The following is a 26,705-nucleotide window of genomic DNA, read 5'->3' as shown; positions in this document are numbered from 1 at the left end:
CACCACAGCCCAGCGGGTCGCCGTTCGAAAGACCGGCCGCGACGACTGCAACATGACTCCTCGCCCACTCTTGTTCATCTTGGCCCGTGCCGGGCAACCGGAGGCAGCCTTGCCGCACCCCGCCAACGGACCCGACGTTAACTGAAGCCATGCCCGGCCGGTAGGCGAACGGCCCGTCTCGCGGTCACACAGCGTCTTTGACGCAACGGAAACCCAGCGTGCCGGCGCGGTCCTTGGCCGGCGCCATCAACAGGTACTTGCCGTGCTCGTTCAGCTTGAGCGTCAGCGGGAAGTACCACATCGCGCCTTGAGGCCGGTAGTGGCTGCCACCTCGGACGATGGCGGCGCGGGTGTGTTCGTCGTGGTACTCGTCGGTCCATTGCCAGACATGGCCGACCAGGTCTTCCACACCAAAGGGGCTGGCCGATTGAGGGAATCGGCCCACCTCCGGCGGGGGCGCCAGGTCACGCCCGGTGGACGGAGCCGGCACCTTGGCATCGTCCCAGGTGGATCCCCATGGGTAGAGCCGGCCATCGGTGCCCTGGGCGGCGTACTGCCACTCCCACTCGTGCGGCAGCCGCTTGCCCGCCCATTGGCAATAGGCGCGGGCATCGTCCAACGACACCCAGGTGACGGGCCGCCGACCCTCCCCTTCACGTGGCGCCCCGCCCTGCCAATGCCTCAGGAAGTGGTGATCGTCGGCCGGCCTATAGCCGGTGGCATCGACAAAGCGCTTGTACTCGTCGTTGGTGACCGGGTGACGATCGATGTGGAAGGGTTTCATCGACAGACGTCGGCTGTGCTCGCGCCGAGGCAGGTCTTCCCACGGGTATTGCACATCCATACCCGGGCGGTTTTCGCCCTCGATCTCCACGCCGCGAACCCGGAAGTGGAACTCGCCCGCGGGGATGGTCACCATGCCCGACGGGGCGGTGGCGGCCGGTGCAGTGCTCGGCACCTCCACCATCGTCTGCCGCAGCGGCTGCCAGACCGATGAATACGACGCCAGGGGCTTGGCCGAGAGATCGCGCATGCTGGCCAGGAAGGTGTGCAAGCGGCGCGCATCGGCCCCCTCTCCGACCTCAAGCACCGCACCATAGCCACGCGCTTCGATGGGCACGTCCAGCCAGGCCTGCCCATCGGCAGTGCGCACGGGCCGAAGCTCGGTGCCGCGCCAGGCGTCGTAGTAGCGCACGCCGGGCCGAGCCTCGACCGGAAGCAGGTTCTGCTCGACGCCGAAGTCATTGCGATTGACCAGCGTCCACAGGCTCACGCGGTCCAACGGGAAGCGGCTGCCATAGACACCATAGTGGCCCGTGGCCACATGGGGCGTCCAGTCTGCGCTGACCAGAAGCTCGGGCCAGGCTCGGTAGATGCGGCTGATGCGGCGCAGGATCTCGCCGTCGCGAGGCGTGAGCCCGTTCCACCAGCCCCAGATGTTCTCCCAGCTCTGGATGCCGGTGCCGTTGAAGAACGCGGCCTGAAAGATCTGGTGCCGATCGGTCGCCCAGCGGTCGGCCACGTGCACCATGTGGCGCGGCTCCAGCCACTTCCATTTGCTCACCAGCGGGACGAACGGTGTCTCCCAGTAGCCCCAGGTGAGCTGGTTGTGGGCCAGCATCGCATCGTCGCGCAACGCCAGCTCGGGCTCGAGCGCGATCGGGTGGCCGGTCGCATCGGCGGCCTCGCGGTACTCGCGCGGCAGGCCGTCCATGGTGTCGCCATTGATCCCGTCACCGCCCAGCTCGGCCACCAGCCGCGCCGCCGCCTCGGCCAGCGGGCGCCCTTCGTCTCGGGTGCCCGTGTCCCATGGCATCACCGGGAAGAACACCCGCACGCCCCGCCGGTGGAAGTCGTCGACCATCGCGCGCACAGCAGGCACGCCGCCCGGCATGTCGCGCAGCATGTCGAGCTGGTTGCGGTTGTCGATGCCGATGTTGGGATAGATGGGCCAGATCAGCACGCTGTCGATGCCGCCGTAGCGCTTCTCGAGATCATCGAGGTAGCGATCGACCGTGTAGCGGCGCTGCTGGGGGTCGTACAGGTATCGGTCTTCGACCATCGCTTGGGGCTGCACGAAGCTGCGCTGCGTCCACTGCAGGTCGGCACGGCCATAGCGCGCGCCGTCGTGACCCAGACGTTGCCGCTGTTCCTGACGCCAGGCCTGCATCGCCTGCCACCACGCATCGCGGGTGCCCGCGACATCGCGCTTCCAGTTGTTCAGGCGGGCCATCCAGTCAGGCTCACCCAGGTCTTGCTGCGCGGGGCCAGCGATCTGGCTGCCCCGCACCTCGATCTTCACCTCTTGCCCCTGCGCCATGGCAGCCCCTGTCAGTGTCAGCGCAGCCGCGGCGCAAGCGGCCGGCCGCCCGGTTCGGCACAGCAGGCCGACGATGGTGTTTGAAAGCGATTTCACCCTTTCATTCTGACCGTCCGTGCGCACGCTGGCGAACGGTAGTTGCACGGACGCGTTCTGCGTCTTGGGCGTTGATAGGGCCAACCCACCGCGGTCTCCGAGACCGCCAACAACAAAAAACCCCGGGCCGCGCGAGCGGGCCGGGGTTGCTTGGGCCGCGGGAGCACGAGGCGCCCGCGCCGGGAGAACTTACATGTTCTCGATCATCACCTGGCCGAAGCCCGAGCAGGAGACCTGCGTCGCGCCGTCCATCAGGCGGGCGAAGTCGTAGGTGACCTTCTTGCTCTGGATGGCTTTTTCCATCGAGCTGATGATCAGGTCGGCGGCTTCGATCCAGCCCATGTGGCGCAGCATCATCTCGGCCGAGAGGATCTCGGAACCCGGGTTCACGTAGTCCTTGCCGGCGTACTTCGGGGCGGTGCCGTGGGTGGCTTCGAAGCAGGCGACAGAGTCCGACAGGTTGGCGCCCGGGGCGATGCCGATGCCGCCCACTTGCGCGGCCAGCGCATCGGAGATGTAGTCACCGTTCAGGTTCAGGGTGGCGATCACCGAGTATTCGGCCGGGCGCAGCAGGATCTGCTGCAGGAAGGCGTCGGCGATCGAATCCTTGACGATGATGTCCTTGCCCGTCTTCGGGTTCTTGAACTTGCACCACGGGCCGCCGTCGATCAGCTCGGCGCCGAATTCCTTCTGGGCCAGGGCGTAGGCCCAATCACGGAAGCCACCTTCGGTGAACTTCATGATGTTGCCCTTGTGGACGATGGTGACGTTGGGCTTGTCGTTGTCGATCGCGTATTGGATGGCCTTGCGCACCAGACGCTCGGTGCCTTCGCGCGAGACCGGCTTCACGCCGATGCCCGAGGTGTCGGGGAAGCGGATCTTCTTGACGCCCATTTCCTCGATCAGGAACTTGATGACCTTCTTGGCCTTCTCGCTCTCAGCTTCCCACTCGACGCCGGCGTAGATGTCTTCCGAGTTCTCGCGGAAGATCACCATGTCGACCTTCTGCGGCTCCTTCACCGGCGAAGGCACGCCAGCGAAGTACTGCACCGGGCGCAGGCAGACGTACAGGTCGAGCTCCTGGCGCAGGGCCACGTTCAGCGAACGGATGCCGCCGCCCACGGGCGTGGTCAGCGGGCCCTTGATCGAGACGACGAACTCGCGCAGTGCGGCGAGCGACTCTTCGGGCAGCCACACGTCGGGGCCGTAGACCTTGGTCGACTTCTCGCCGGCGTAGATCTCCATCCAGTGGATCTTCTTGGCGCCGCCATAGGCCTTGGCGACCGCTGCGTCCACCACCTTGATCATCACCGGCGTGATGTCAAAGCCGGTGCCATCACCCTCGATGTACGGAATGATCGGGTTGTTCGGGACGTTGAGCGAGAAGTCCGCATTCACGGTGATCTTCTGCCCGCCCTCGGGCACCTTGATGTGCTGGTACATGCTTGCCAAGCTCCGCGCTCCGTGTAGGAGGTTGTGAAAAGGGTTTTCGGAACCCGAAATTCTAGTTCAGCCGACCTGTCACCCGGCTGACCACCCTGGAGACGGTCCGGTCGGGCCTCTGACGCCCGGCGCTGCCGCTCTCAAACGCCAGAAAACTGTCGGAAAAACGCAGGAAAGCCCCGGGAACCTCGCCGGGAAGGGTAGTGAGTCGAGCACCCATCAGCTCAGGCAGAACGCCACCAGGCGGGTCAGCACGTCGTGGCCCAGCGCCCACACCGAGGCGCCGGCCAGCAAGGCCCCCGCCAGGCGGATGGCACCGGCTTCCACACCGGCGGTGATGCTGCGGCCACTGGCGGCGCTCCACCGGGCCCACAGCCACGGCGCCACGCCCAGCGCCGGCGCCGTCGCCAACCCAAAGACCAGCATGACCGCAGCGCCGCCCATGGAATCGTTGGCCAGCGCGGCCACGACCAGCGCCGATTGCAGCAGCCCGCACGGCCACGTCACCCAGGCCAGACCCAGGCCACCGGCCTTGACCGGGCCCCGCATGCGTTGCCAGCCCTGCGCATCCGGCCGGGCCGCCGAGGTGGGTGTGCGCCCTGCCCGTTCCAGCCACTCGGGCTGGCGACCGCGAACCAGCAGCCACAGGCCGAGCGCCAGCGCCGCCACGTGCAGCACCGCCCAGATGGGCCTCAGGGCCGGGCTCAGCGCGCTCCAGCGCGACACGGCCCCGACACTGGCCGCCGCCAGCGCGCCCGCCAGCGTGTAGGCCACGAGCCGGCCGGCATGAAACGCTGCCCAGCCCTCGCGCCGACCGGCGCCGCAGGCCCGCACACCCGCCGCGCTGGGTGCAGCGCACATGGCCACGCAGTGCACCGAGCCCGCCAGGCCCATCAGCAGCGCGGTCAATACCAAGGCGCCGTTCATCGCCCCGTGCCCTCGCCCAGCCTCTCAGATGATGCGCGAGAAGCGCTCGCGCACGCGATCGGCTTGCAGGTGCTTGTCGAACACCATCGCGATCGCGCGCACCAGGAACCAACCCGGCGCCGTCACCTGTACCGAATCGGACTCGATGGTCACCAGCCCTTCGGCCTCGAAAGCCGCCAGCTCGTTCAACTCGGCCCGGAAGTGGTCGCGGAACTTGACCAGGTAGGCCAGCTCGATGGATTCGAATTCGACCCTGCCCTGACACATCAGCGCCATGATCACCGCGCGGCGCAGCAGATCATCCCGCGTGAGCGCCAGGCCGCGAACGGTGGCGAACTGGCCGCGGTGGATCGCGTCGTAGTACTCGGGCAGCGTCTTGGCGTTCTGGCTGTAGGTGGCCCCCATCCGGCCGATGGCCGAGACGCCGAGCGCCACCAGGTCGCAATCCGGCTGGGTGCTGTAGCCCTGGAAGTTGCGGTGCAGACGCCCCTGGCGCTTGGCCACCGCCAACGCATCGTCGGCCAGCGCGAAGTGGTCCATGCCGATGTAGCTGTAGCCATGGCCCAGGAAGCTGGCGATGGCGCCGGACAGCATCGACACCCGGTCACCCGGCGGCGGCAGCGTCGACGGCTCGATGCGCCGCTGCGGCTTGAAGCGCAGTGGCAGGTGCGCGTAGGCATAGAGCGCAATACGATCCGGCCGAAGCTCGCCCACCTGCGCCACCGTGCGGGCGAACGACGCCGGCGTCTGCTTGGGCAGGCCGTAGATGAGATCGGCATTGATCGATTCGAAGCCCAGTTCGCGGGCCGCGCGCATCAGGCCCCGCACCGATTCGAACGACTGCACGCGATGAACCGCCTTCTGCACGTCGGGGTCGAAATCCTGGATGCCGAAGCTGATGCGGTTGAAGCCCATTCGCCGCCACGCGGCCAGCCGCTCGGGGGACGCGGTGCGCGGGTCAACCTCGATCGACACCTCGGCGCCCGGCAGGATACGGAAGGCATCGCCCAGCTCGGCCATCAGGCCTTGGAGTTCTTCGTCGCTCAGGAAGGTGGGCGAACCGCCGCCGAGGTGAACCTGCGACACCGGTTGGGCCGACCCCAGGGCCTTGGCGTGCATCGCGATCTCGGCGCGCAAGGCAAGCAGGTATTCGGCGGCCCGGCTGTGATGCTTGGTGATGACCTTGTTGCACGCACAGTAGTAGCAAACCGATTCGCAGAACGGGATGTGCACATACAGCGACAGCGCCGCCCGGGCACCGACGCTGGCCCCCTCGGCGCGCTGGCGCAGGGCCTGCTCATAGTCGGCCGGGCCGAAGGCTTCGACGAAACGATCGGCGGTGGGATACGAGGTGTAGCGCGGCCCCGGCACGTCGAAGCGCTTGAGCAGCGGCATCGGCAGAACGTCGATCGGGGGCGCGCTGGCGTCGGTGGCCACGGGCGTGGCGGCAACGGTGGAGTCTTCCATGCCGCGATCGTGCCGCTGCCCGCGTCCCCACCACTTGATCTTGCGCAAGCCCGACACGCGGCGCCGGGAGAAAAATCTCCCCGTCATTGAGGATGGTCATGCCCACCACTGAAGTCATTGCATCGATCCAGCCGAGCCCCCCACCGGTGGGTGGCCATACCGAAAGAAATTGCGCATTCAAGGTCGCGTGCTCCAGCTGCAACCTGCGTGAGCTGTGCCTGCCCCTGGGGCTCACCACACAGGAGCTCGAGCGCCTGGACAAGCTGGTGGCCACGCGCCGCAGCGTCCGCCGAGGCGACGCCCTGTTCCGCGCTGGCGAGCCGTTCCAGTCGCTCTATGCGGTGCGCACGGGCTTCTTCAAGACCTGCGTCTCGGCCGAGGATGGTCGAGACCAGGTCACCGGCTTCCAGATGGCGGGCGAGTTGCTCGGCCTGGATGGCATCAGCGGCGATTCGCACTCGTGCGACGCGGTGGCACTGGAGGACTCACAGGTCTGCGTGATCCCCTTTGCCGATCTGGAGCGGCTGTCGCGCGAATTCGTCGACCTGCAGCGCCAGTTCCACAAGATCATGAGCCGCGAGATCGTGCGCGATCACGGGGTGATGCTGCTGCTGGGCAGCATGCGGGCGGAAGAACGCCTGGCCGCGTTCTTGCTGAACCTGACCCAACGCCTGCAGGCGCGCGGCTTTTCACCTTCGGCGCTGGTGCTGCGCATGACGCGCGAAGAGATCGGCAGCTACCTCGGCCTCAAGCTCGAGACGGTGAGCCGCACCTTCTCGAAGTTCCAGGACGACGGACTGCTGGAGGTGAAGCAGCGGCACATCCGCATCCTCGATCAGGCGGGGCTGCAGCAGTTGGTCAACGGCGCCACCTGCTGAGGCACGAAGGCGCCCAGCAGATCGAGCTCGCCCGAGAGTGCCCAGTCCAGAGCGCTCACTCCAGAGCGCTCACTCCAGAGCGCCCACGCAAAACGACAACGGCCCGGAATACCCGGGCCGTTTTCTTTGTCGGTGAGTTCTTTGTCGGTGACGACGGCGGCGCATCCGCCACGCCCCGCCGGCAGTCACTGCGTTTCTGGGTGAACCAGGAACTGCGTGAGCGCCGAAGCCATCGAGATCACCATCCAGAAGACGAGGAACGCCACCGAATACAACGTGGTCGGCTCCCAGGTGACGGGTGTGCTGCCAAACCAGTGCAGCTCGCCCGGGTCCACCAGCGTGAACACCAAGGCCTCGAGCACACCGGCCATCACGAAGGCCGGCCAGAAAATGCAGATCCAACGCGCGGGGCCGGTAGGTGCCGCATGCGCCGTCACCTCCTGGGGAACTGGGAGGGTGGCCATGGCTGCGGCCTCAGGGCTTGGCCGTGGCGGCGTGGTTGCGGGCCTGCAGCGCCGGTGTCAACGAATCCGGCGTGGCCGCTTTCTCACTGACACCGCCACGCTCTTGCAGCGTGAGCACCGGATCGGCGCCTCGCGCTGCGATGAATGCAGTGGCCAGGCTGGCCACCACCACGGCCAGCGGGCCGCCAATCACCATCCAGACAATCGGCAGCCGCCACCACACTGGCGAATCCACGGCCGGTTCACGAGCAGTCGAGGAATTCATCGTGTCTCCTTGGGTGTGCATGAGTTGTCGGCCCATCCTAAGCGCTATCGCGGCACCACGAAGCTGGATCTTTCACTGACACGCGCCGAATTGGCGTTGCCTGCGGCCAGGCGTTCGATGTGGAAGACGATCGGGTGGGCACCGGTGCCCGCCTGGTTGGCCGCCTCGGGAGGAACCCTCACGGCCACGGTCAGCCAGCGGGCTTCGGCGCCCTGCAGGCTCAGCGCGGCCCCCCGCTCGATGGCCACGCCGGGCAGGCCTTCCACCGTCACGCGGTAGCTCTGGGGCGCTTCGGTGACGTTCATCACCTGCAGGCGATAGACGTTCTCGATGTAGCCGTCGTCGACCAGACGCGCGAGCGCCGCACGATCACGCACCACATCCACCCTGAACGGGCTGCGCACCGCCAGGCTGCCGACGAAGGCCCCGGCGATGAGCAGCATCACGGCCGTGTAGATCAGCACCCGCGGCCGAATGATCCGGGCGATGATCTGCCGCCAGCCCAGGTGCTCGGACATGCTGTTCTCGGTGGCGTACCGGATCAGCCCGCGCGGGTAGGCCATCTTGTCCATGATCCCGTCGCACACGTCCACACAGGCGGCGCAGCCGATGCACTCGTACTGCAGGCCCTTGCGGATGTCGATGCCGGTGGGGCAAACCTGCACGCACAAGCCGCAATCGATGCACGAGCCCAGGCCCAGTTGCTTCGGATCGGCCTTGCGCGAGCGCGAGCCACGGGGCTCTCCGCGTTCGGGGTCGTAGCTGATGATCAGCGTATCGCGGTCGAACATCGCGCTCTGGAAGCGCGCATACGGGCACATGTACTTGCAGACCTGCTCACGCATGTAGCCTGCATTGCCGTAGGTGGCGAAGCCGTAGAACAGCACCCAGAACCATTCCCAGGGGCCGAAGCCGAGGGTCATGGCCTCTTCGGCAAGGTGCCGGATCGGGGTGAAGTAGCCGACGAAGGTGAAGCCCGTCCACAGGCCGATCGTGATCCACAAGCCCTGCTTGCCGGCTTTGCGCCAGATGCGGTTCCAGTCCCAGGGGCCTTCGTCGAGCTTCATGCGCTGGGCGCGGTCGCCCTCGAACTTGCGTTCGACCCACATGAAGATCTCGGTATAAACCGTCTGGGGGCAGGCATAGCCGCACCAGAGCCGGCCCGCCACTGCGGTGAACAGGAACAGCGCATAGGCCGAGAGGATCAGCAGACCCGTCAGGTAGATGAAGTCCTGCGGGTAGAGCACCAGGCCGAAGATGTAGAAGCGGCGCGACGCCAGGTCGAGCAACACGGCCTGGCGATCGTTCCACATCAGCCACGGCATGCCATAGAAGACCAGCTGTGTGGCCCAGACCAGCATCCATCGCCAGGTGGCGAAGGTGCCGGTCACCGAGCGTGGGTAGATCTTGCGCTGCTTCTGGTACAGCGAGACGGTTTCCCCGCTGCTCACGTCGCCCACGTCCGCCCCGCCCTGGGGCCCCATGCCGGCAGAGCCGGAGGGCACCGGAGCGATGGGAATCACGCGGGCGGGTGCGCCGCTGGTAGGTGCCTCGGCCATGGACTTCGTTGCTCCGCTCTCAGCGACCCGCCACCTGCGTGCTCTGCGACAGGCTCCAGACGTAGGCGGTCAGCACTTCGATCTGCTCGGGCGTCAGGCGCTGGCCTTGCGGCGGCATCACGTTCGTCTTGCCCTGATTGATCATCGCCAGGATGGCCGGCTCGCCCCAGCCGTGCAGCCAGATCTTGTCGGTCAGGTTCGGCGCGCCGATCGCCGGGTTGCCCTTGCCGTCAACGCCGTGGCAGGCGGCGCAGGCTGCGAACTTGGGCTTGCCCAGTTGAGCCGCGATCTCGTTGTGAGGGCTGCCAGACAGGCTCAACACATACTGCGCCACGTTGCGCACTTCGTCGCCGCTGCCGACTGCCGCGGCCATCGGCGGCATCACGCCGCTGCGCCCTTCGACGATCGTCTTGTGGATGTACTGCGGCAACTGGTCGATGTTGCTGCCCAGCCAGTCGCGGTCGGTCAGGTTGGGGAAGGACTTGCTGCCGCGGCCGTCCGCACCGTGGCACTGGGCGCAGGTGTTGGCAAACAGGCGCTCACCGATCGCCATGGCCTTGGGGTTCTTCGCCAGCTCCTCCACGGGCTTGCCCACGAGGTCGGCGTAGATCGGGCTCATGGCCTGGTGGGCCTTGTCCTGCTCGGCTTGCCACTGGCCGGTGCTGCTCCAGCCCAGCGTGCCTTGCGCGCTGCCGAGGCCCGGGTACAGGGCCAGGTAGCCAACGGCGAAGACCACGGTGATGACGAACAGGCCCATCCACCAGCGCGGCAGCGGGTTGTTCATCTCACGCAGGTCTTCGTCCCACACGTGGCCGGTGGTGTTGTCGTTGGCCATCACCTTGCGGCGGCTGGCCACCATCAGCAGCACCAGGCAGAAGACCAGGCCGGCTACGGTGATGGCGCCGATGTAGATCGACCAACCGGCATTGAAAAAGTCGCTCATGACAAAGTGCTCCGCTGGGCTGAGGTATCGGCCGCATCGGCGGCCGGGTCGGCGAAGGGCAGTTGCGCCGCTTCGTCGAAGGCGCCTTGGCGCCGGCGGTTCAGGGTCCAGGCCATCAGGCCCAGGAACAACAGCAGCGACAGCACGGTGATGGCGCTGCGCCAGGTATTGACATCAAACTCCATGGCGTCACCCCTCACTTGCGCGCGGTTCCGAGCACCTGCAGGTAGGCGACCAGCGCCTCCAGCTCGGTGCGGCCCTTCACGTCGTCCGCGGCCTTGTTGATCTCGTCGTCCGAGTACGGCACGCCCACCAGCCGCAGCGCCTTCATCTTCGGCGCCAGCTCGGCCGGGTCGAGCGCGTTCTTCGCCAGCCAGGGGTAGGCCGGCATGTTCGACTCGGGCACCACGTCACGCGGGTTGTTCAGGTGCAGTTGGTGCCACTCGTCGCTGTAGCGGCCGCCCACGCGGTGCAGATCGGGCCCGGTGCGCTTGCTGCCCCACTGGAAGGGGTGGTCGTAGACGAACTCGCCGGCCACCGAGTAAGGGCCATAGCGCAGCGTCTCGGCACGGAACGGGCGCACCATCTGCGAATGGCAGTTGTAGCAACCCTCGCGCAGGTAGATGTCCCGGCCCGCCAGTTGCAGCGGCGTGTAGGGCTTCAGGCCTTCGACCGGCTGGGTGGTCGAGCGTTGGAAGAACAGCGGCACGATCTCGACCAGGCCGCCAAAGGCGACCGCGGCCAGGATCAGCACGATCATCAGGAAGTTGCTGGTCTCGATCTTCTCGTGACCAGTCGGATGGGAATGGGCTGACATCAGGTTCTCCAGCAAATCGTCAGGCGTGTGCCGTCTGCACCGTGGGGATGGGGGCCACCGCCGCGCGGCTGCTGCGCACCGTCATCCAGGTGTTCCAGGCCATGATGAACATGCCGCTCACGTACAGCAGGCCGCCCAGCACACGGATCACGTAGAACGGATAGGTCGCCTTCACGCCTTCCACGAAGCTGTAGACCAGGGTGCCGTCGGGGTTGACCGCACGCCACATCAGGCCTTGCATCACACCGGCGATCCACATCGCGGCGATGTAGAGCACGATGCCGATGGTGGCCACCCAGAAGTGCAACGCGATGGCGCGGGTGCTGTACATCGTCTTGCGGCCCCACAGACGCGGGATCAGGAAGTACAGCGCGCCGATCGACACGAAGCCCACCCAGCCCAGCGCGCCGGAGTGCACGTGGCCCACCGTCCAGTCGGTGTAGTGCGACAGCGCATTCACCGTCTTGATCGACATCATCGGGCCCTCGAAGGTCGACATGCCGTAGAACGAGAGCGAGACGATCAGGAACTTCAGGATGGGATCGTCACGCAGTTTGTACCAAGCACCCGACAGGGTCATGATCCCGTTGATCATGCCGCCCCACGACGGCGCCAGCAGCACCAGCGAGAACAGCATGCCGATCGACTGGGCCCAGTCCGGCAGCGCGGTGTAGTGCAGGTGGTGGGGGCCCGCCCACATGTAGGTGAAGATCAGCGCCCAGAAGTGGACGATCGACAGGCGATACGAATACACCGGGCGATCGGCCTGCTTCGGGATGTAGTAGTACATGATCCCGAGGAAGCCGGCCGTGAGGAAAAAGCCGACCGCGTTGTGGCCGTACCACCACTGCACCATCGCGTCTTGCACACCGGCGTAGGCCGAGTAGCTCTTGAACAGGCTCACCGGCACTTCAGCACTGTTGACCACGTGCAGCAGGGCCACGGCGATGATGAAGGCGCCGAAGAACCAGTTGGCCACGTAGATGTGCTTGACCTTTCGGGTGCCCACCGTGCCGAAGAACACGATGGCATACGAGACCCAGACCACAGTGATCAGCAGGTCGATCGGCCATTCGAGTTCGGCGTATTCCTTGCCGGTGGTGATGCCCATCGGCAGCGTCAACACCGCCAGCAGGATCACGAGGTTCCAGCCCAGGAAGGTGAACATCGCGAGCTTCGGCGCGAACAGCGTCACCTGCGAGGTGCGTTGCACGACGTGATAGCTCGTGGCAAAGAGCACGCAGCCACCGAACGCGAAGATGACCGCGTTGGTGTGAAGCGGTCGCAAGCGACCGTAGCTCAGCCACGGGATGCCAAAGTTCAATTCCGGCCAGGCCAGTTGTGCGGCGATGAACACGCCAACCAGCATGCCGACGATGCCGTAGATCACCGACGCCAGCGCGAAGCCGCGTATGACGGTGTCGTTGTAGGCCGGCTGCGCCGGCACTGAAGCAGTTGCCATCGAAGGTTCCCTCAGGTTCGCAGGGCCGCATTGCGGATGCTTTGCGAGCCCGTGGGCATTCTTCGGCGAAGGCGCCCCAGAGGGATTGATCGCGGTCAATCGGCCGCGATTTCGGCCTTCGCTTCGGGCTCGAGGATGCGTTCACCCTCGCGTTCGAGGTCGTCGAATTGGCCTCGATGCAACGCCCAGCCGAACACGCCGATGATGGCCAGCACCAGCACGGCAGACAGAGGCACCAGGAGATAAAGGATGTCCATGTGTGGCTCAGGTCCGAGCAAGCCTCAACGAGTTGCCGACCACCAGCAGCGAGCTGAAGGCCATGCCCAGCCCCGCTGCCCAGGGCGGCAACCAGCCGATCAGCGCGAGGGGCACGCAAGCCAGGTTGTAGAGCGCGGCCCACGCCAGGTTCTGGCGGGTGATGCGCAGCAGCTTGCGCGACAACCGACGTGCCAACGCCACATCGGCCAGGCGATTGGACGTCAGCACCGCGTCAGCATGAAGACGCGACACCATCGCGCCCCGCCCCATCGCGAGAGACACATCGGCTTGCGCCAGCACCGGCGCATCGTTGACCCCATCGCCCAGCATGCCGACGCGTTCGCCGCGGCACTGAGCCTCGGCCACCGCGCGCAGCTTCGCCTCGGGGCTGGCCTGCGCTTGCACATCCGTCAGGCCCAGGCGGCTGGCCAAGCGGGCAGCCCGAGCCGGGCTGTCGCCGGAGAGCAGCGTGAGCTTCAGCCCATCGGCCCGCAAGGCATCGACGGCTTCAGCCGCGTCGGCTCGCAAGCCTTCATCCACCCGCAGGCGAACCACCGGCTGGCCCACCGGGCCGAAGTACACCCGCGCCGCTTCGTCACCGCCACGCTCATGGGCTGCGCCATCCTGGACGCCACGCACCCAATGCGACTGCCCCAGGCGCCAACGGTGGCCGAGTTCATCTTCGCCTTCCAACCCTTGGCCGGGCACTTCCTGCACGCGGTGCCAGGCGATCGGCGCCGTACCCGGGCCCCCGGTGACATCGGGGGCATCCGCGGCCCAGGCCACGATGGCACGCGACAACGGATGGTTCGAGCGCTGGGCCAGCGAAGCCGCCCTCGCCCGCAGTTCCGGCGGCAGCGCCTGGGGCATGGGCACGCCATGGGCGTCGATCAACTCGCCGCCACTGCACACCGGCAGATCGTCGGTCAAGGTGCCGGTCTTGTCGATGAACAGGCGGTCGATCGTGGCCAGCGTTTCCAAGGCGTCGAGCCGCTGCAGCATGACGCCGCGGCGAGCCAGTGCCCCGGCTGCGGCCACCAAGGCGGACGGCACAGCCAGCGACAGCGCACAGGGGCAGGTGACGATCAGCACGGCCATCGCCACGGCCACGGCGCGCGACGGGTCGATCCACCACCACGCGACGCCGGCCGCCAGGGCCAGCACCAGCACCACCCCCAGGAACGGCCCGGCCCACGCGTCGGCCTGCCGCGCCAGCGCCGGCCGCTGCGTGAGGGCCTGGCGCATCAGCGAGACGATGGCGCCGTGGCGGGTGTCCGCCCCGACCCGCAGCACTTGCATGACCACCGGGGCACCCAGGTTGACGCTGCCGCCGACCACCTCGTCGCCCGGTTGACGGGCCATGGGCACCGCTTCACCGGTGAGCAGGCTCTCGTCCACACGGGTGCTGCCCTCTTCCAGTCGGCCATCGGCCGGGAAGCTGGAGCCCAGCGCGACCTGCACCCGATCACCCGGCCGCAGCCGGTGGATGCTGACCGATTCGATGCCACCGCCTTCCACCAGCCGTTGCGCGGATTCGGGCAGCGCAGCCAGCGCCGACTCCAGGCTCTCGGCAGCGCGGTGGCGAGCCAGCGTTTCGAGGTAACGCGCCCCCAGCAGGAAGCTGACGAACATCGCGATCGAATCGAAATAGACCTCGTGCCCGAACAGGCCGCCCGGGTCGAAGGCGGCGCCGCTGCTGGCCACAAAGCCCACCGCGATGCCCAGCGCCACCGGCACATCCATGCCCAATTGGCGTTGCCGCAGGGCACGCCAGGCGCCCCGGAAGAAGGGCCCCGCGGAGAACAGCAGCACCGGCATGCTCAGCAGCCAACTGCCCCAATTGAGCAGCTGGCGCAGATCGGGCTCCAGGCTGCCATCGGTCGCCACATAGGCGGGCGTGGCGAACATCATGATCTGCATCGCGCAGAAGGCCGCCACGAACAGCCGCCACAGCGCGAGGCGCCGCTCTTTCAGACGCAGCGTGCGGGCGGGCGCCGCGGCGTCGGGCACCGCGTCATAGCCGGCCTGGCGGATCGCGCGGACCAGGGCAGACAGCCGCGTGGCTTGCGGATCCCATCGGATCTGCGCCCGTTGCCCCGCCGCGCTGACTTCGGCCCGCTCCACGCCGGGCACCGCCTGCAGCGCGGACTCGATGATGCCGGCGCAGGCCGCGCAGTGCATGCCGCCAATCAGCAGGCTGGTGTCGGCGCTGCGCCGGCCCTGCGGATCGGTGAGCCAGCGCGTGCAGGCCTGCTGCTCGATCGGGTCGTCCAGCGTCGCCAGTGCCGGATCGGGGTCGGCGGGAGTGACAGCCAGGGCGGGATCAACGGGAAGAGACAGGGTCGACATTCGGGACGATCGCAGCGGTCAGCGGCGCCGGGCCGGCTGCGTTCGATAATCTATCGACCGACGGGAACAGGACCCATGACTTTGATCAAGTTTCGAACCGCTCTCTTGTGGCTGGCGCTCACCTCGCTGGGCACGGTGCCGGCCCAGGCCCAGAACATGGGCCAGCCGCAGGAACTGCCCACCGTGACCTTGCACGCCGGCATGCACAACATCGTCGCCCAGGTCGCCAAGACCAACGAGCAGCGCCAGATCGGGCTGATGTTCCGCAAGGAAATGGCGGCCCATGAGGGGATGATCTTCATCTTCGAAGAGCCGGCCACCCAGTGCTTCTGGATGCGCAACACGCTGCTGCCGCTCTCAGCCGCCTTCGTGGCCGACGATGGCAGCATCGTCAACATCGAAGACATGAAACCCTTGAGCGATGCCTCGCACTGCTCGACCAAGCCGGTGCGCTATGTGCTGGAGATGAACCAGGGTTGGTTCGCCAAGCGTGGGCTGAAGTCGGGCTCGAAACTGACCGGCCCGCTGTTCAAGTAGGTCTCGGGTCCGCCCCGGCGGCGGTTCACTTCGCCAGGCGGATGGTGAAACGCAGGCCATCAAACTCGGGCCGCGTGTGGGCCTCGATCGTGCCGCCCAGGCGCAGCACCACCTCCCGGGCGATCGTCAGGCCCAGGCCGGTGCCCCCATCGTTGCGCAGATCGGCCCGGTCACCACGCCAGAAGGGCTCGAACAGATGGGCCAACTGGTCGGCCGCCACGCCCTGGCCATCGTCTTCCACGCTGACCAATGCCCCACCCTCGGGCAACGGCGCCACCCGCAGCGTCACCTTGGGCCCGCCGTAGCGCAGGGCGTTGTCCAGCAGGTTGTTGACCACCTCACCCAGCCAGATGGGGTGGGCCCGCGCCGGCACCGGCTCGTCCGGCGCTTCGAGGGCGATGTGCCGGCCTTGCCGCAGCGCCTGCAGCACCAGCGGCTCGGCAGATTCGCGCAGCAGCGGCACCACATCCATCGTTTGATGCTCGCTGTCCAGCGACAGCGCGGTTTCGGACCGCGCCAGGCTCAGCAGTTGGCCGATCAGGCGAGACAAGCGATCGGTCGAGCGCTCAAGCTGCGACAGCAGCGGCTGCCATCCGGCCTGCTGCCCCTGCCCGCCCGGTGGTGCCGCTTCAAGCTCTTGCGCCAGGCTTTGCGCCAGCACCCGGATGCCCGCCACCGGTGTGCGCAGTTGGTGTGCCGCGTCGGCCACGAAGCGGCGCTGCAGCTGGATGGACTGCTCCACGTCGGCCAGCAGGCTGTTGATGCGCTCGATGAGAGGCACGGCTTCGCGCGGCACGTGCTGCAGGGGCAGCGGCCGCCAATCCTGGCTGTCCCGACGCGCCACATCCGTCGCCACATCACGCAGCGGCTGCAACCCCCGCCGAATGCCCCAGCCGATCATCACAAAGGTGACCGTGCCCAGCGCCAGCGCGGGCAGCACGATGGACAGCTGCAAGTCGCGCATCAGCACGGTGCGCTTGTTCTTGGTCTCGACGACGATCACCGCCACCGAGCGGTCGAGCATCGGCGAGCTGATGGAAAACACGGCACCGCGCACCGGCTCGCCCTCCATCTCGCCATCAAAAAGCCGCGGCTGGGTAAAGCTGGACTTGCGCAGCGACGCACTTGGCACCGGCACGTGGGAATCGCCGGCCAGCGGATTGCCGTCGACATCGACCATCACATAGCCGTTGCGGTCGTCGCGGTCCCAGGTGACCAACTCCATCGCCTGGCGCGAAAGATCGAGCAGCGGACCGCGATCAGACCAGGTGACTTTCGCCGCCAGGGCGCTGACCTCGTCCTGCAAGCCCCGATCGAATGCGAGGTTCGCGCTCGTGCGCGCCAGCAGGTAGGCGCCGATCACCGCCGCGAACAGGCCGATGCCCCAGCTCCACAACAACGGCCGAAGCAGCGCCCGGCGGACGCTGGGGCCATGGGTGGCGGCCTCAGCTCGACTCATCCGTATCCGCCGCGCCGTTGGGGGGAGCCAGCTCCATCAGATAGCCGAAACCCCTGACGGTGCGGATCACGACGCCCAGCGCCGCGAACCGCTTGCGCAGGCGGTGCACGTACACCTCGACCGAGTTCTCGCTGAAGTCGGCCTCCCAGCTGGACATGCCCGCAACGATCGAATCCTTGGGCACCACCCGGCCAGGCTTTTGCATCAGCATCTCGGTGAGGGCCAGTTCCCGCGGGCTGAGCGCGATGCGCTGGCCACAGTGGGTGAGCTCGCGGTGGACGAGATCGAGCCGCAACTCGCCCAGCTGCAGGTGCTCATCGATGCGCCCTTGCGAGCGCCGTTTCAAAGCCCGTATGCGTGCCAGCAACTCGGGCAGGTCGAAGGGCTTGACGAGGTAATCGTCGGCGCCGGCGTCCAGGCCTTGCACACGGTCGCTCAGCTCATCGCGGGCCGTCAGCAGCAAGACGGGCATGCGCGCGCCCTTGGCACGCCAGTGGCGCAATACCTCCATGCCATCTCGGCGCGGCAAGCCCAGATCCAGGATGCCCAGGTCGTACTGCCCCATCACGCCTTCGGAAAGGGCCTGCTCGCCGTCGTGCAGCACGTCGACCTGCCAGCCTTCGCGTTCCAGGCCGCGGGCCACACCCAGGCTCAGCGCGGCGTCATCTTCCACCAGCAGGATTCGCATGTCGTTGGCCTCTTGGTATCCCTCTTTCTGCTGGCGAGCGTAGCAAAAGAAAAAGCCGGCACCAGGCCGGCTTTCCAGGATGGCGCCACAGGCGCCGCGGTCAGGCGAAGTTCTTCTCGGCGAACGACCAGTTGACCAGCGAATTCAAGAAGGTCTCGACGAACTTCGGGCGCAGGTTGCGGAAGTCGATGTAGTAGGCGTGCTCCCACACGTCGACGGTCAGCAGGGCCTTGTCGCCGGTCGTCAGCGGGGTGCCGGCGGCGCCCATGTTGACGATGTCGACCGAACCGTCGGCCTTCTTGACCAGCCAGGTCCAGCCAGAGCCGAAGTTGCCGACGGCGCTCTTGGTGAAGGCCTCCTTGAACGCGTCGTACGAGCCCCACTTGGCCTTGATGGCGTCGGCCAGCGCGCCGCTGGGCTCACCGCCGCCGCCCTTCTTCAGGCAGTTCCAGAAGAAGGTGTGGTTCCAGATCTGGGCCGCGTTGTTGTAGACGCCACCGCTGGACTTCTTGACGATGTCCTCGAGCGACATCGACTCGAACTCGGTGCCCTTCTGCAGGTTGTTCAGGTTCACCACATAGGCGTTGTGGTGCTTGCCATGGTGGTACTCGAGCGTCTCGCGGCTCATGTGCGGGGCGAGGTCGTCCAGGCCAAAGGGCAGCGGCGGCAGGGTGTGTTCCATGCTTGTTCCTTTCGAGGTGGGCGCGCCGCCTCAGCGAGCAGCGCGGGCCAGTGATAGAGGGGCCGCGGGCATTGTAGGCAGCGAGCGGGCCCGCTTGAGCCCGTCGCAGGCTTCACCCTACGGTGTGCGCCGCTTCTTGCTGGGCGGAGGGCTCCCGGGCTCGACCTCGACCTCGGTGACCCGCGCCGTCGCCCGGCCGTCGGCCCATACCGCCCGCATCGATTGCCCAGGCAGCAGGGAATGGGCGGACACGATCGCCTGACCATCGTCGTTCTCGACCCAGGCGTACCCGCGCGCGAGCACGCGCCGCGGGTCCAGCGCCGCCAGCCGTGCCGCCTGGGCCTGCAGCCGATCGGCGTGGCGAGCGCGCATCGCCCCGCCCGCCTGCGCCACGCGCTGGGCCCGGTGGCCCAATGCCAACCTTTGGCGCTCAAGGGCACGCGACAGCGCCGCGTGGTGGCGCTGGGCCAGCGTCTCGAGCCGCCCTTGTTCGATGCGAAGGCGTTGAGCGGGCCGGTGCAGCCGCAGTGCCAGCGTGTCGAGCATCTGCGCTGCTCCGTCCAGGCGGCGCTGCACCCGGCGCTCGAGCAGTTCGGCGCGCAGCCCCAGCCCCTGGAGCAACGCCGCACGCTCCGGGGCCGCCAGTTCGGCGGCAGCGGTGGGCGTGGGTGCACGCAGGTCGGCGGCGAGATCCGCCAGCGTCACATCGGTTTCGTGGCCGACACCGCAAACGACCGGCAGGCCCGACGCCCGCACCGCTCGGACCACCCGCTCGTCATTGAACGACCACAGGTCTTCGAGCGAGCCGCCGCCGCGGCACAGCAAGATGGCGTCGGCCTCGTCGACGGCATTCGCCAGGGCCAGCGCACGCACGATGGCTTCGGGCGCTTGGGCCCCCTGGACGAGCGTGGGCACCAGCACCACGTGGACATGCGGAGCGCGCCGCGCCAGCGTGGTGAGCACGTCATGGATCGCCGCGCCGCTGGCCGACGTGACGACCACCAGCCTGCGTGGATAGGCGGGCAACGGGCGCTTTCGCACCGCATCGAACAGGCCCTCGGCTTCGAGCCGGGCTTTCAGGCGCAAGAACTCTTCATACAGCGCGCCGGCGCCGACGCGCTGCATCGACTCGACCACCATCTGCAGCTCGCCGCGCGCCTCGTACACGGCGAGCCGGCCTCGAAGCTCGACCTGCTGCCCATCCTGTGGGTTGAAGGCCATCAGCATCGCCGCGCGGCGGAACATGGCGCAACGCAGACCCGCATTGCCACCTTGGGCGTCTTTCAGGGTGAAGTAGCAGTGGCCACTGCTGGCGCGGCTGAAGCCCGACAGTTCACCACGCACCGCCACCGACGAGAAGCGGGCGGCCAATGCATCGGAGACGGCCAGCAGCAGACCCGCCACACCCCAGACCTGGACACCGGAAGTCGAACTGGATTGCATCAGGTTGTTCGCTGGCGCAGGGCGCCACATTTTTAAGCAACGTGGCGGGAACCCGCGCCGTTGCACGCTTTGTGAAGGTTGCGCCCCGCTTTCACACAGTGTTTTCCACAGGCGCTGTGGAAAGATGACATCGGTGTGACGCCTCGATAAGCCGAGCGATCAGTTCATAATCGCGCGTCTTAAGTTGCGGGCCTTGCGCCAGAGGCATTCTTGCTGTCGATCATACAAGCCGCCGGCTGGCCGATCTGGCCGCTGCTCCTGTGTTCCGTGGCCGCTCTGGCCCTGGTTGTCGAACGCTCCATGGCGCTGCGTCGCCGTCAAGTGGCGCCAGCCGGGTTGGTGGATGAGGTGCTGCAGGTGCTGCGGCAAGGCGTCCCATCGGGCGACGTGCTGGGCAAGCTGGCCGCCAACTCGGTGATGGGCATGCTGCTGGCCACCGGCATTCGCACCATGGCCCAGGATCCGCGTTGCAGCGAGACCTTGCTGCGCGACTCGTTCGAGGCCGCCGGCCGCAGCGCCGCACACAAGCTTGAGCGCTACCTGAACGCATTGGCGACCATCGCCTCGGCTGCACCGCTGCTGGGCCTGCTTGGCACCGTCATCGGCATGATCGAGATCTTCGGCTCGCAGGCGCCCGGCAGTTCGGGCGCCAACCCGGCACAACTGGCCCACGGCATCTCGGTGGCGCTGTACAACACGGCGTTCGGCCTGATGGTCGCAATCCCTTCGTTGATGTGCCACCGCTTCTTCCGCGGCCGCGTCAACGACTACCTGCACGACATGGAACAAGGCGCCGAGCGCGTGGTGCACCAGTTGCTCCGCATGGATCGTCACCCGCCTGAGCGCCACCAGGGGTCGAAGCGATGAACTTCCGCGGCGATCGCAACGATGAACCGGAGATCAATTTGATCCCGTTCATTGATGTGCTGCTGGTGATCCTCATCTTCCTGATGCTGTCGACGACCTACTCGAAGTTCACCGAGCTTCAGTTGACGTTGCCGGTGTCCGATGCCGATCAGGCACGCGACCGGCCCTCGGAAATCATCGTCGCCGTGTCGGCTGATGGCCGCTACTCGATCGACAAGCAGGCCGTTGAGGGCCGCAGCGTCGAATTGCTGGCCGCCGCGATGCGCGCCGCAGCCCAGCAACGCCAGGATCCGTTCCTCATCATCTCCGCCGACGCGACCGCTGCGCACCAGTCCGTGATCAACGTGCTGGACGCTGCCCGGCGTGCCGGCCTGCCCCGGGTGACCTTCGCCGCGCAGAACTCATCGGCTGCGGCGGCTGGGGGCCAGTGAAGCGGCTGCGCAGCCGTTGAAAAGGCCGGGGTCTTCCATCCATGGCCGACTCTGAGGCGCGTGGACGCGAGCAGCGCGCCGTAGCTTCACCCCCGCTGGCAGCGTCATCGAGTGGCTGGTCGCAGCGGCTGCAACAGCACTGGTGGCGCCCGCAAGTCAGCGGCTGGATGCACGCTCTTCGGCCGCTGGCCGTGTTGTTCCAAGGCCTCGCGGCGCTGCACCGGCAAAGCCAGCTGCGGCAGCGCCCGGCCTCTGTGGGCCGGCCGGTCATCGTCGTCGGCAATCTCGTGGTGGGTGGCGCAGGGAAGACGCCCACCGTCATCGCGCTGATCGAGCTGCTCCGGCGAGACGGTTGGCGGCCCGGTGTGGTGTCGCGCGGCTACGGCCGAACCAACGAGGCCGCCCTGGTCGAGCTGGACGAGCACTCCGAGGCCAGCGACTGCGGAGACGAGCCCCTGCTGATCCACCGCCGAACCGGAGCCCCGGTGGTCGTCGGGCGAGACCGCCTCGCCGGTGCGCGTCACCTGCTCGAACGTCACCCGCAGGTCGACGTGATCGTGTCGGACGATGGTCTGCAGCACCACCGCCTGCCGCGCGATGTGGAGGTGGTTGTGTTCGACGGCCGCGGTGCGGGCAACGGGCTGACCTTGCCCGCTGGTCCGCTGCGTCAACCCGTGCCGGATTCGGCCGCGCCGCACATGCTGGTGGTCTACAACGCGGCAGAACCCAGCACCCCGCTGCCCGGCCATGTGGTGCGGCGCCAGTTGGCTGGTGCCGTGGCATTGGGGCCGTGGTGGAAAGGTCAGCAGCCTCAAGCCGTGCACCCGTTGTCTGACTGGGCAGGCCGCCGCGTGCTGGCCGCCGCGGGCACGGGCGATCCCGAGCGCTTCTTCAGGATGCTGGAGGAAGCAGGGCTGACGATCGACCGACTGCCCCTGCCCGACCACGCCCGCTTGACCCCGCCCCCCTGGCCCACGGACACCCCCGACGTGTTCATCACCGAGAAAGATGCCGTGAAGCTGCGGCCCGAAGCAGTCGGAGCCACGAGGGTGTGGGTGGTGGCGCTAGACTTCGCTCTCCCCCCGGCATTCGCCCAGGCGCTGCGCCAGCGGCTGCCTCGAACTGCCCATCCTGCCTGACAAAGACAACGATCAACATGGACCATCGCCTGACCGAGATGCTGGTGTGCCCGGTGTGCAAAGGGCCGCTGCAACTGCACCGCGACGAGGCCTCGCGTCCGACCGAGCTGATCTGCCCCGCCGATCGCCTGGCCTTCCCGGTGCGCGACGGCATTCCCGTGATGCTGGAGAACGAAGCTCGCCACCTGGCCGCCGAGGAGGAGTGATGAGCTTCTCGGTACTGATCCCGGCTCGGCTGGCCTCGACGCGCCTGCCGAACAAGCCATTGGCCGACATCGGCGGCAAGCCGATGGTCGTGCGCGTGGCCGAGCGCGTCGCGCGGGCGGGAGCGCGAGGGGTTTGGGTGGCCGCCGATGACATGGCGACCGTTCAGGCATGCGAAGCGCACGGTGTCAAGGCACTGATGACACGTCGGGACCATGTGAGCGGCAGCGACCGGCTCGCCGAGGCCTGTGAGCAGCTGGGGCTCGATGGCGGCGATGTGGTCGTCAACGTGCAAGGCGACGAGCCGCTGATCGACCCGACCCTCGTCAGCGCGTGTGCGCAACTGCTGTCCGACCGGCCCGACTGCGCCGTGGCAACCGCGGCCCATGCGTTGACCGATGCCGCTGAGTTCGCGAACCCCAATGTGGTGAAGGTGGTCTGCGATCAGGCTGGCCGAGCCCTCTACTTCAGCCGGGCGCCTCTTCCGTGGTGGCGCGACGGCTCGTCTGCGGGGGCCCCAGCCCTGCAGCCGGGACAGGCGCTGCGACACATCGGCTTGTACGCCTACCGCGCTGGGTTTCTGCGCCGCTTTCCGGCATTGTCACCGGCGCCCATCGAGCAGTTGGAGTCGTTGGAGCAGCTGCGGGTGCTGTGGCACGGCGAGCGCATTGCCGTGCACGTCGCGGCTCAAGCGCCCGCGGCAGGCGTCGACACGCCAGAGGACCTGGAGCGCGTTCGCGCCTTGTGGCCGGGCGTCGCATCGGCCTGACAATGCCCTGACAATGGCCGCCCGGATCATCCCGGGTTGTCAGCCTGATGCAGGTTGACACATGCTATCCTGCCCCGAATCAGTGCCGGGCCACCCTTGCCCGAGCCGCGCCTGTGCTGCCCGAGCGCACAGCCGCCGTCCACGAGCGGCGCTACAGAATCATCTTCCATACTGAGACAACCACCATGCGACTGATCCTGTTGGGCGCCCCGGGTGCCGGAAAAGGCACCCAGGCGGCATTCATCTGCCAGAAGTACGGCATTCCCCAAATCTCCACCGGCGACATGCTTCGCGCGGCTGTGAAGGCCGGCACGCCGCTGGGCCAGCAGGCCGATGCGGTGATGAAGTCCGGCGGTCTCGTCAGCGACGACATCATCATTGGGCTCGTGAAGGAACGCATTGCGCAGCCCGATTGCGCCAAGGGCTTCCTGTTTGATGGTTTCCCCCGCACCATCCCCCAGGCCGAGGCGATGAAGACCGCCGGCGTCAAACTCGACCTGGTGCTCGAAATCGACGTGCCCTTCGACGCCATCATCGAACGCATGAGCGGCCGCCGTTCGCACCCGGCCTCGGGCCGCACCTACCACGTCAAGTTCAACCCGCCGAAAGTTCCTGGCAAGGACGACGTGACCGGCGAAGACCTGGTCCAGCGGGACGACGACAAGGAAGAGACCGTCCGCAAGCGGCTGGACGTCTATTCAGCGCAGACCCGCCCGCTGGTCGACTACTACGGCCAGTGGGCCGCTACCGGCGAAGCGCAGGCACCGAAGTACCGCAAGGTGGCTGGCGTGGGCTCGGTCGAAGAAATCACCGCCCGGGTGCTGGGCGCGCTGGAGGCTTGACGGCACATCGGGCGAGCAGCTCGCTCCTGAAGACGGCCGGCGCGCGAAAGCGTGTCGGCCGTTTCGCTTTTGGGGCTGCGGCAATTTCAGCGCACAATTGACGTTTACGTCAACGTCAACCGAGGTACCTCACCTCGGCCTACGAGAAGGAGCAACCATGGACATTTCGGGCAAGGTCTTCATCGTCACGGGGGGTGCTTCAGGCCTCGGCGAAGGCACGGCGCGCATGCTGGCGGCCCACGGCGGCAAGGTGGTGATCGCCGACCTGCAGGTCGACAAGGGCGAGGCTCTGGCGAAGGAACTGGGTGGTGTCTTCGTGCGCTGCGACGTCAGCCAGGAGGCCGACGGCCGCGCCGTGGTGGCGGCGGCGACCGGCTTGGGCAAGCTCATGGGCCTGGTGAACTGCGCGGGCATCGCCCCGGCCATCAAGACCGTCGGCAAGGACGGCGCTCACCCCTTGGACACCTACACCAAGGTGATCATGGTGAACCTGGTGGGCAGCTTCAACATGATCCGCCTCGCGGCCGAAGCGATGTGCAAGAACGAGCCGGAAGCCACCGGCGAGCGCGGCGTGATGATCAGCACCGCCAGCGTCGCCGCCTACGACGGCCAGATTGGCCAAGCCGCCTATGCCGCGAGCAAGGGCGGTGTGGTGGGAATGACACTGCCGATTGCACGCGACCTGGCGCGCAACGGCATCCGCAACATGACCATCGCCCCGGGCATCTTCGGCACCCCGATGCTGTTCTCGATGCCCAAGGAAGTGCAAGACGCACTGGCAGCGAGCGTCCCCTTCCCCAGCCGCCTCGGCAAGCCCGAAGACTACGCCAAACTGGTGCACCAGATCGTCACCAACGACATGCTCAATGGCGAAGTCATTCGCCTCGACGGTGCCATCCGGATGGCGCCGAAGTAACGCGCGACCCACGTCTGCGCATCGGCGGCAACCCTCCCGAGGGTCTGCCGCATCGACGCCACATCATCGGCAGCCGAAAATGATCGCCCTGCGCCCTCAGTTGGGCGATGGTGCTGTCGATGTCTGTTTCTCCGTCACTTCTCGCTCAACTGGCCGATCACGAATCGCGCGCACTGGCCGCCGAGCGCCAGGGCCGCCTGGCCGAGGCCCTGATCAGTTGGCGAGAGGTGCTTCAACTGAAGCCGGACCATCCCCGCGCCCTGCTCGCTTCGGGCTTCGATGCGCATCAGCGGGGAGACCTGGCCGGCGCCCGCGAGCTCTACACGCGCGCCGCCCAGCTGACGCGAGACGATCCCACGCCGTGGATCAATGTGGCTCGCATCTGCAAGCACCTGAAGGACGATGCTGGCGAAGAGCAAGCTCTCTTCGAAGCCCTCACGGTCGACGCCAGCGACCTGCTCGCACTGCTGATGCGAGGGCAGTTGTTCGAGCGGCAAGGCCGGACGCGTGAGGCGGCACGCGCTTACACGGCGGCGTGCATGGTCGCCCCCCCTCCCGACAGGCTGCGGCCCGACCTTCGGCCGATGCTGGCCCACGCCAAGTCTTACAGAGACCGGCAAAGCCAGCACATGGCTGAGCAACTGGATCAGGCCCTGGCACCGGCGTATGCCAAGCTCCAGGGCGCTGACCTCGATCGGTTCAAGCTGTCGTTGGACATCATGCTGGGCCGGCGCCAGCGTTTCGACGCGAAGCCGGCTCAGTACTACCTGCCACATGTACCCGCGATCGAGTTCTTCGATGACCGACGAATGTTCCCCTGGATCGCCGACTTGGAGGCCGGCACCGAGGACATCCGGCAAGAGTTTCTGAAGGTGCTCGACACCGACGAAGGATTCACGCCCTACATCCACTATGACAAGGACCTGCCCCTGAACCAGTGGGTCGAGCTCAACCACTCGCCTCGGTGGAGCGCGTACCACCTGATCAAAGACGGCGTGCGCCACGAGCCAGGTGCCAGCCGCTGCCCACGAACGATGGAATTGTTGGCGCGAGCACCACAGCCGGACCAACCAGGCCGCACGCCTGTGGCCCTGTTCTCCCTGCTCAAGCCCAAGACACGCATCCCGCCCCACACCGGTGTCAGCAACGCTCGGCTGCTGGTGCACCTGCCCTTGATCGTCCCCGAAGGCTGCGGATTTCGCGTAGGCAATCAGACACGGCCATGGGTGCCTGGACAAGCGTGGGTCTTCGACGACACCATCGAACACGAAGCCTGGAATGACAGCGACAAGTTGCGAGTCATCCTGATCTTCGACATCTGGCATCCCGCGCTGTCTGAAGCCGAGCGGACCATGCTGACGGCGATGTCGACAGCCATGAACGCCATCTCCGGCCCGCCCGAAGGCTACGGCAACTGAAGCACTGCAGGCCACCGGCGCAGCGGCATGACGTGCAGATCGGCAGGCTATGATCCCCGAGC

General features: G+C 67.1%; 27 protein-coding genes. 10 read left to right on the top strand and 17 right to left on the bottom strand.

The genetic code is table 11. The features are described 5' to 3' along the window. Nucleotides 1-184: 184 nt before the first annotated feature. From AACH06_RS18620 to hemN, 4 genes are all read right to left on the bottom strand, one after another. Nucleotides 185-2,416, bottom strand: a complete 2,232-nt coding sequence (locus AACH06_RS18620; protein WP_341427256.1) for a formylglycine-generating enzyme family protein — start codon at nucleotides 2,414-2,416, stop codon at nucleotides 185-187. 189 nt (nucleotides 2,417-2,605) lie between these two features. Then, nucleotides 2,606-3,859: an NADP-dependent isocitrate dehydrogenase gene (gene icd / locus AACH06_RS18615; RefSeq protein WP_341427255.1), complete on the bottom strand. Its 1,254-nt coding sequence runs from the start codon at nucleotides 3,857-3,859 to the stop codon at nucleotides 2,606-2,608. 219 nt (nucleotides 3,860-4,078) lie between these two features. Beyond that, the gene (locus AACH06_RS18610) at nucleotides 4,079-4,786 is read right to left on the bottom strand and encodes a sulfite exporter TauE/SafE family protein (protein ID WP_341427254.1); all 708 of its coding nucleotides are present in this window, start codon (nucleotides 4,784-4,786) and stop codon (nucleotides 4,079-4,081) included. A gap of 24 nt (nucleotides 4,787-4,810) precedes the next feature. Beyond that, nucleotides 4,811-6,253 (bottom strand): oxygen-independent coproporphyrinogen III oxidase, encoded by a 1,443-nt coding sequence (hemN, locus tag AACH06_RS18605; protein ID WP_423222055.1) that lies wholly within the window; start codon nucleotides 6,251-6,253, stop codon nucleotides 4,811-4,813. A 92-nt stretch (nucleotides 6,254-6,345) separates the two neighbouring features. Between hemN and fnr the strand changes: the two genes are divergently transcribed. Continuing rightward, entirely contained in the window at nucleotides 6,346-7,131 is a 786-nt protein-coding gene (gene fnr, locus AACH06_RS18600; protein ID WP_423222054.1) for a fumarate/nitrate reduction transcriptional regulator Fnr, read from the top strand. Between the two features lie 185 nt (nucleotides 7,132-7,316). Here the strand turns inward: fnr and AACH06_RS18595 are convergent, their stop codons facing one another. The 9 genes from AACH06_RS18595 to AACH06_RS18555 form a co-directional block, all read right to left on the bottom strand. Further along, nucleotides 7,317-7,595, bottom strand: a complete 279-nt coding sequence (locus AACH06_RS18595) for a hypothetical protein (RefSeq protein WP_341427252.1) — start codon at nucleotides 7,593-7,595, stop codon at nucleotides 7,317-7,319. A 10-nt stretch (nucleotides 7,596-7,605) separates the two neighbouring features. Continuing rightward, the gene (locus AACH06_RS18590) at nucleotides 7,606-7,860 is read right to left on the bottom strand and encodes a nitrogen fixation protein FixH (RefSeq protein WP_341427251.1); all 255 of its coding nucleotides are present in this window, start codon (nucleotides 7,858-7,860) and stop codon (nucleotides 7,606-7,608) included. Nucleotides 7,861-7,904: 44 nt separating this feature from the next. After that, nucleotides 7,905-9,419 carry a cytochrome c oxidase accessory protein CcoG gene (ccoG, locus tag AACH06_RS18585; protein ID WP_423222053.1) on the bottom strand — a complete coding sequence of 505 codons (1,515 nt, stop codon included), beginning with the start codon at nucleotides 9,417-9,419 and terminating at the stop codon, nucleotides 7,905-7,907. Between the two features lie 19 nt (nucleotides 9,420-9,438). Then, a complete protein-coding gene (gene ccoP, locus AACH06_RS18580) occupies nucleotides 9,439-10,362 on the bottom strand; it encodes a cytochrome-c oxidase, cbb3-type subunit III (RefSeq protein WP_341427250.1) in 924 nt (307 codons plus the stop codon). Then, on the bottom strand, nucleotides 10,359-10,547 hold the full coding sequence (locus AACH06_RS18575) for a CcoQ/FixQ family Cbb3-type cytochrome c oxidase assembly chaperone (RefSeq protein ID WP_341427249.1): 189 nt from the start codon (nucleotides 10,545-10,547) through the stop codon (nucleotides 10,359-10,361). The genes ccoP and AACH06_RS18575 overlap by 4 nt, the downstream gene beginning before the upstream one ends. 11 nt (nucleotides 10,548-10,558) lie before the next feature. After that, complete coding sequence (ccoO, locus tag AACH06_RS18570; protein WP_341427248.1) at nucleotides 10,559-11,179, bottom strand: cytochrome-c oxidase, cbb3-type subunit II; 621 nt, start codon at nucleotides 11,177-11,179, stop codon at nucleotides 10,559-10,561. 19 nt (nucleotides 11,180-11,198) lie between these two features. Continuing rightward, a complete protein-coding gene (gene ccoN / locus AACH06_RS18565; RefSeq protein ID WP_341427247.1) occupies nucleotides 11,199-12,641 on the bottom strand; it encodes a cytochrome-c oxidase, cbb3-type subunit I in 1,443 nt (480 codons plus the stop codon). A 95-nt stretch (nucleotides 12,642-12,736) separates the two neighbouring features. After that, nucleotides 12,737-12,898 (bottom strand): cbb3-type cytochrome oxidase assembly protein CcoS, encoded by a 162-nt coding sequence (gene ccoS / locus AACH06_RS18560; protein ID WP_341427246.1) that lies wholly within the window; start codon nucleotides 12,896-12,898, stop codon nucleotides 12,737-12,739. A 7-nt stretch (nucleotides 12,899-12,905) separates the two neighbouring features. Further along, nucleotides 12,906-15,248 carry a heavy metal translocating P-type ATPase gene (locus AACH06_RS18555; protein ID WP_341427245.1) on the bottom strand — a complete coding sequence of 781 codons (2,343 nt, stop codon included), beginning with the start codon at nucleotides 15,246-15,248 and terminating at the stop codon, nucleotides 12,906-12,908. 75 nt (nucleotides 15,249-15,323) lie between these two features. Here AACH06_RS18555 and AACH06_RS18550 point away from each other — a divergent pair, with 75 nt between their 5' ends. Continuing rightward, complete coding sequence (locus tag AACH06_RS18550; RefSeq protein WP_341427244.1) at nucleotides 15,324-15,785, top strand: DUF192 domain-containing protein; 462 nt, start codon at nucleotides 15,324-15,326, stop codon at nucleotides 15,783-15,785. Nucleotides 15,786-15,810: 25 nt separating this feature from the next. Here the strand turns inward: AACH06_RS18550 and AACH06_RS18545 are convergent, their stop codons facing one another. The 4 genes from AACH06_RS18545 to xseA form a co-directional block, all read right to left on the bottom strand. Next, nucleotides 15,811-17,244 (bottom strand): sensor histidine kinase, encoded by a 1,434-nt coding sequence (locus AACH06_RS18545; protein WP_341427243.1) that lies wholly within the window; start codon nucleotides 17,242-17,244, stop codon nucleotides 15,811-15,813. Continuing rightward, nucleotides 17,231-17,932, bottom strand: coding sequence for a response regulator (locus AACH06_RS18540; protein WP_341427242.1), 702 nt, complete (start codon nucleotides 17,930-17,932; stop codon nucleotides 17,231-17,233). The genes AACH06_RS18545 and AACH06_RS18540 overlap by 14 nt, the downstream gene beginning before the upstream one ends. Before the next feature lie 100 nt (nucleotides 17,933-18,032). Further along, complete coding sequence (locus AACH06_RS18535; RefSeq protein WP_341427241.1) at nucleotides 18,033-18,614, bottom strand: superoxide dismutase; 582 nt, start codon at nucleotides 18,612-18,614, stop codon at nucleotides 18,033-18,035. Nucleotides 18,615-18,731: 117 nt separating this feature from the next. Then, a complete protein-coding gene (gene xseA / locus AACH06_RS18530; protein ID WP_341427240.1) occupies nucleotides 18,732-20,057 on the bottom strand; it encodes an exodeoxyribonuclease VII large subunit in 1,326 nt (441 codons plus the stop codon). A 210-nt stretch (nucleotides 20,058-20,267) separates the two neighbouring features. Here xseA and AACH06_RS18525 point away from each other — a divergent pair, with 210 nt between their 5' ends. The 8 genes from AACH06_RS18525 to AACH06_RS18490 all read left to right on the top strand — a co-directional run bounded on the left by AACH06_RS18525 (nucleotide 20,268) and on the right by AACH06_RS18490 (nucleotide 26,643). Beyond that, a complete protein-coding gene (locus AACH06_RS18525) occupies nucleotides 20,268-20,924 on the top strand; it encodes a MotA/TolQ/ExbB proton channel family protein (protein WP_341427239.1) in 657 nt (218 codons plus the stop codon). Further along, nucleotides 20,921-21,355, top strand: coding sequence for an ExbD/TolR family protein (locus AACH06_RS18520; protein WP_341427238.1), 435 nt, complete (start codon nucleotides 20,921-20,923; stop codon nucleotides 21,353-21,355). Before AACH06_RS18525 ends, AACH06_RS18520 begins: the two co-directional genes overlap by 4 nt. A gap of 167 nt (nucleotides 21,356-21,522) precedes the next feature. After that, complete coding sequence (lpxK, locus tag AACH06_RS18515; protein ID WP_423222060.1) at nucleotides 21,523-22,494, top strand: tetraacyldisaccharide 4'-kinase; 972 nt, start codon at nucleotides 21,523-21,525, stop codon at nucleotides 22,492-22,494. 17 nt (nucleotides 22,495-22,511) lie between these two features. Next, nucleotides 22,512-22,700 carry a Trm112 family protein gene (locus AACH06_RS18510; protein ID WP_341427236.1) on the top strand — a complete coding sequence of 63 codons (189 nt, stop codon included), beginning with the start codon at nucleotides 22,512-22,514 and terminating at the stop codon, nucleotides 22,698-22,700. Beyond that, nucleotides 22,700-23,467 (top strand): 3-deoxy-manno-octulosonate cytidylyltransferase, encoded by a 768-nt coding sequence (gene kdsB / locus AACH06_RS18505; RefSeq protein ID WP_341427235.1) that lies wholly within the window; start codon nucleotides 22,700-22,702, stop codon nucleotides 23,465-23,467. Before AACH06_RS18510 ends, kdsB begins: the two co-directional genes overlap by 1 nt. Before the next feature lie 185 nt (nucleotides 23,468-23,652). Next, nucleotides 23,653-24,309 carry an adenylate kinase gene (adk, locus tag AACH06_RS18500; protein WP_341427234.1) on the top strand — a complete coding sequence of 219 codons (657 nt, stop codon included), beginning with the start codon at nucleotides 23,653-23,655 and terminating at the stop codon, nucleotides 24,307-24,309. A gap of 157 nt (nucleotides 24,310-24,466) precedes the next feature. Then, nucleotides 24,467-25,225, top strand: coding sequence for a 3-hydroxyacyl-CoA dehydrogenase (locus AACH06_RS18495; protein ID WP_341427233.1), 759 nt, complete (start codon nucleotides 24,467-24,469; stop codon nucleotides 25,223-25,225). Nucleotides 25,226-25,344: 119 nt separating this feature from the next. Then, a complete protein-coding gene (locus AACH06_RS18490; RefSeq protein ID WP_341427232.1) occupies nucleotides 25,345-26,643 on the top strand; it encodes an aspartyl/asparaginyl beta-hydroxylase domain-containing protein in 1,299 nt (432 codons plus the stop codon). The last annotated feature ends 62 nt before the right edge of the window (nucleotides 26,644-26,705 follow it).

The sequence above is a fragment of the Ideonella lacteola genome (genome assembly GCF_038066555.1).
Taxonomy (GTDB): domain Bacteria; phylum Pseudomonadota; class Gammaproteobacteria; order Burkholderiales; family Burkholderiaceae_C; genus Ideonella; species Ideonella lacteola.
Note: the sequence above shows the minus strand (reverse complement) of the source record. Positions and strands in the feature narration are given on the sequence as shown.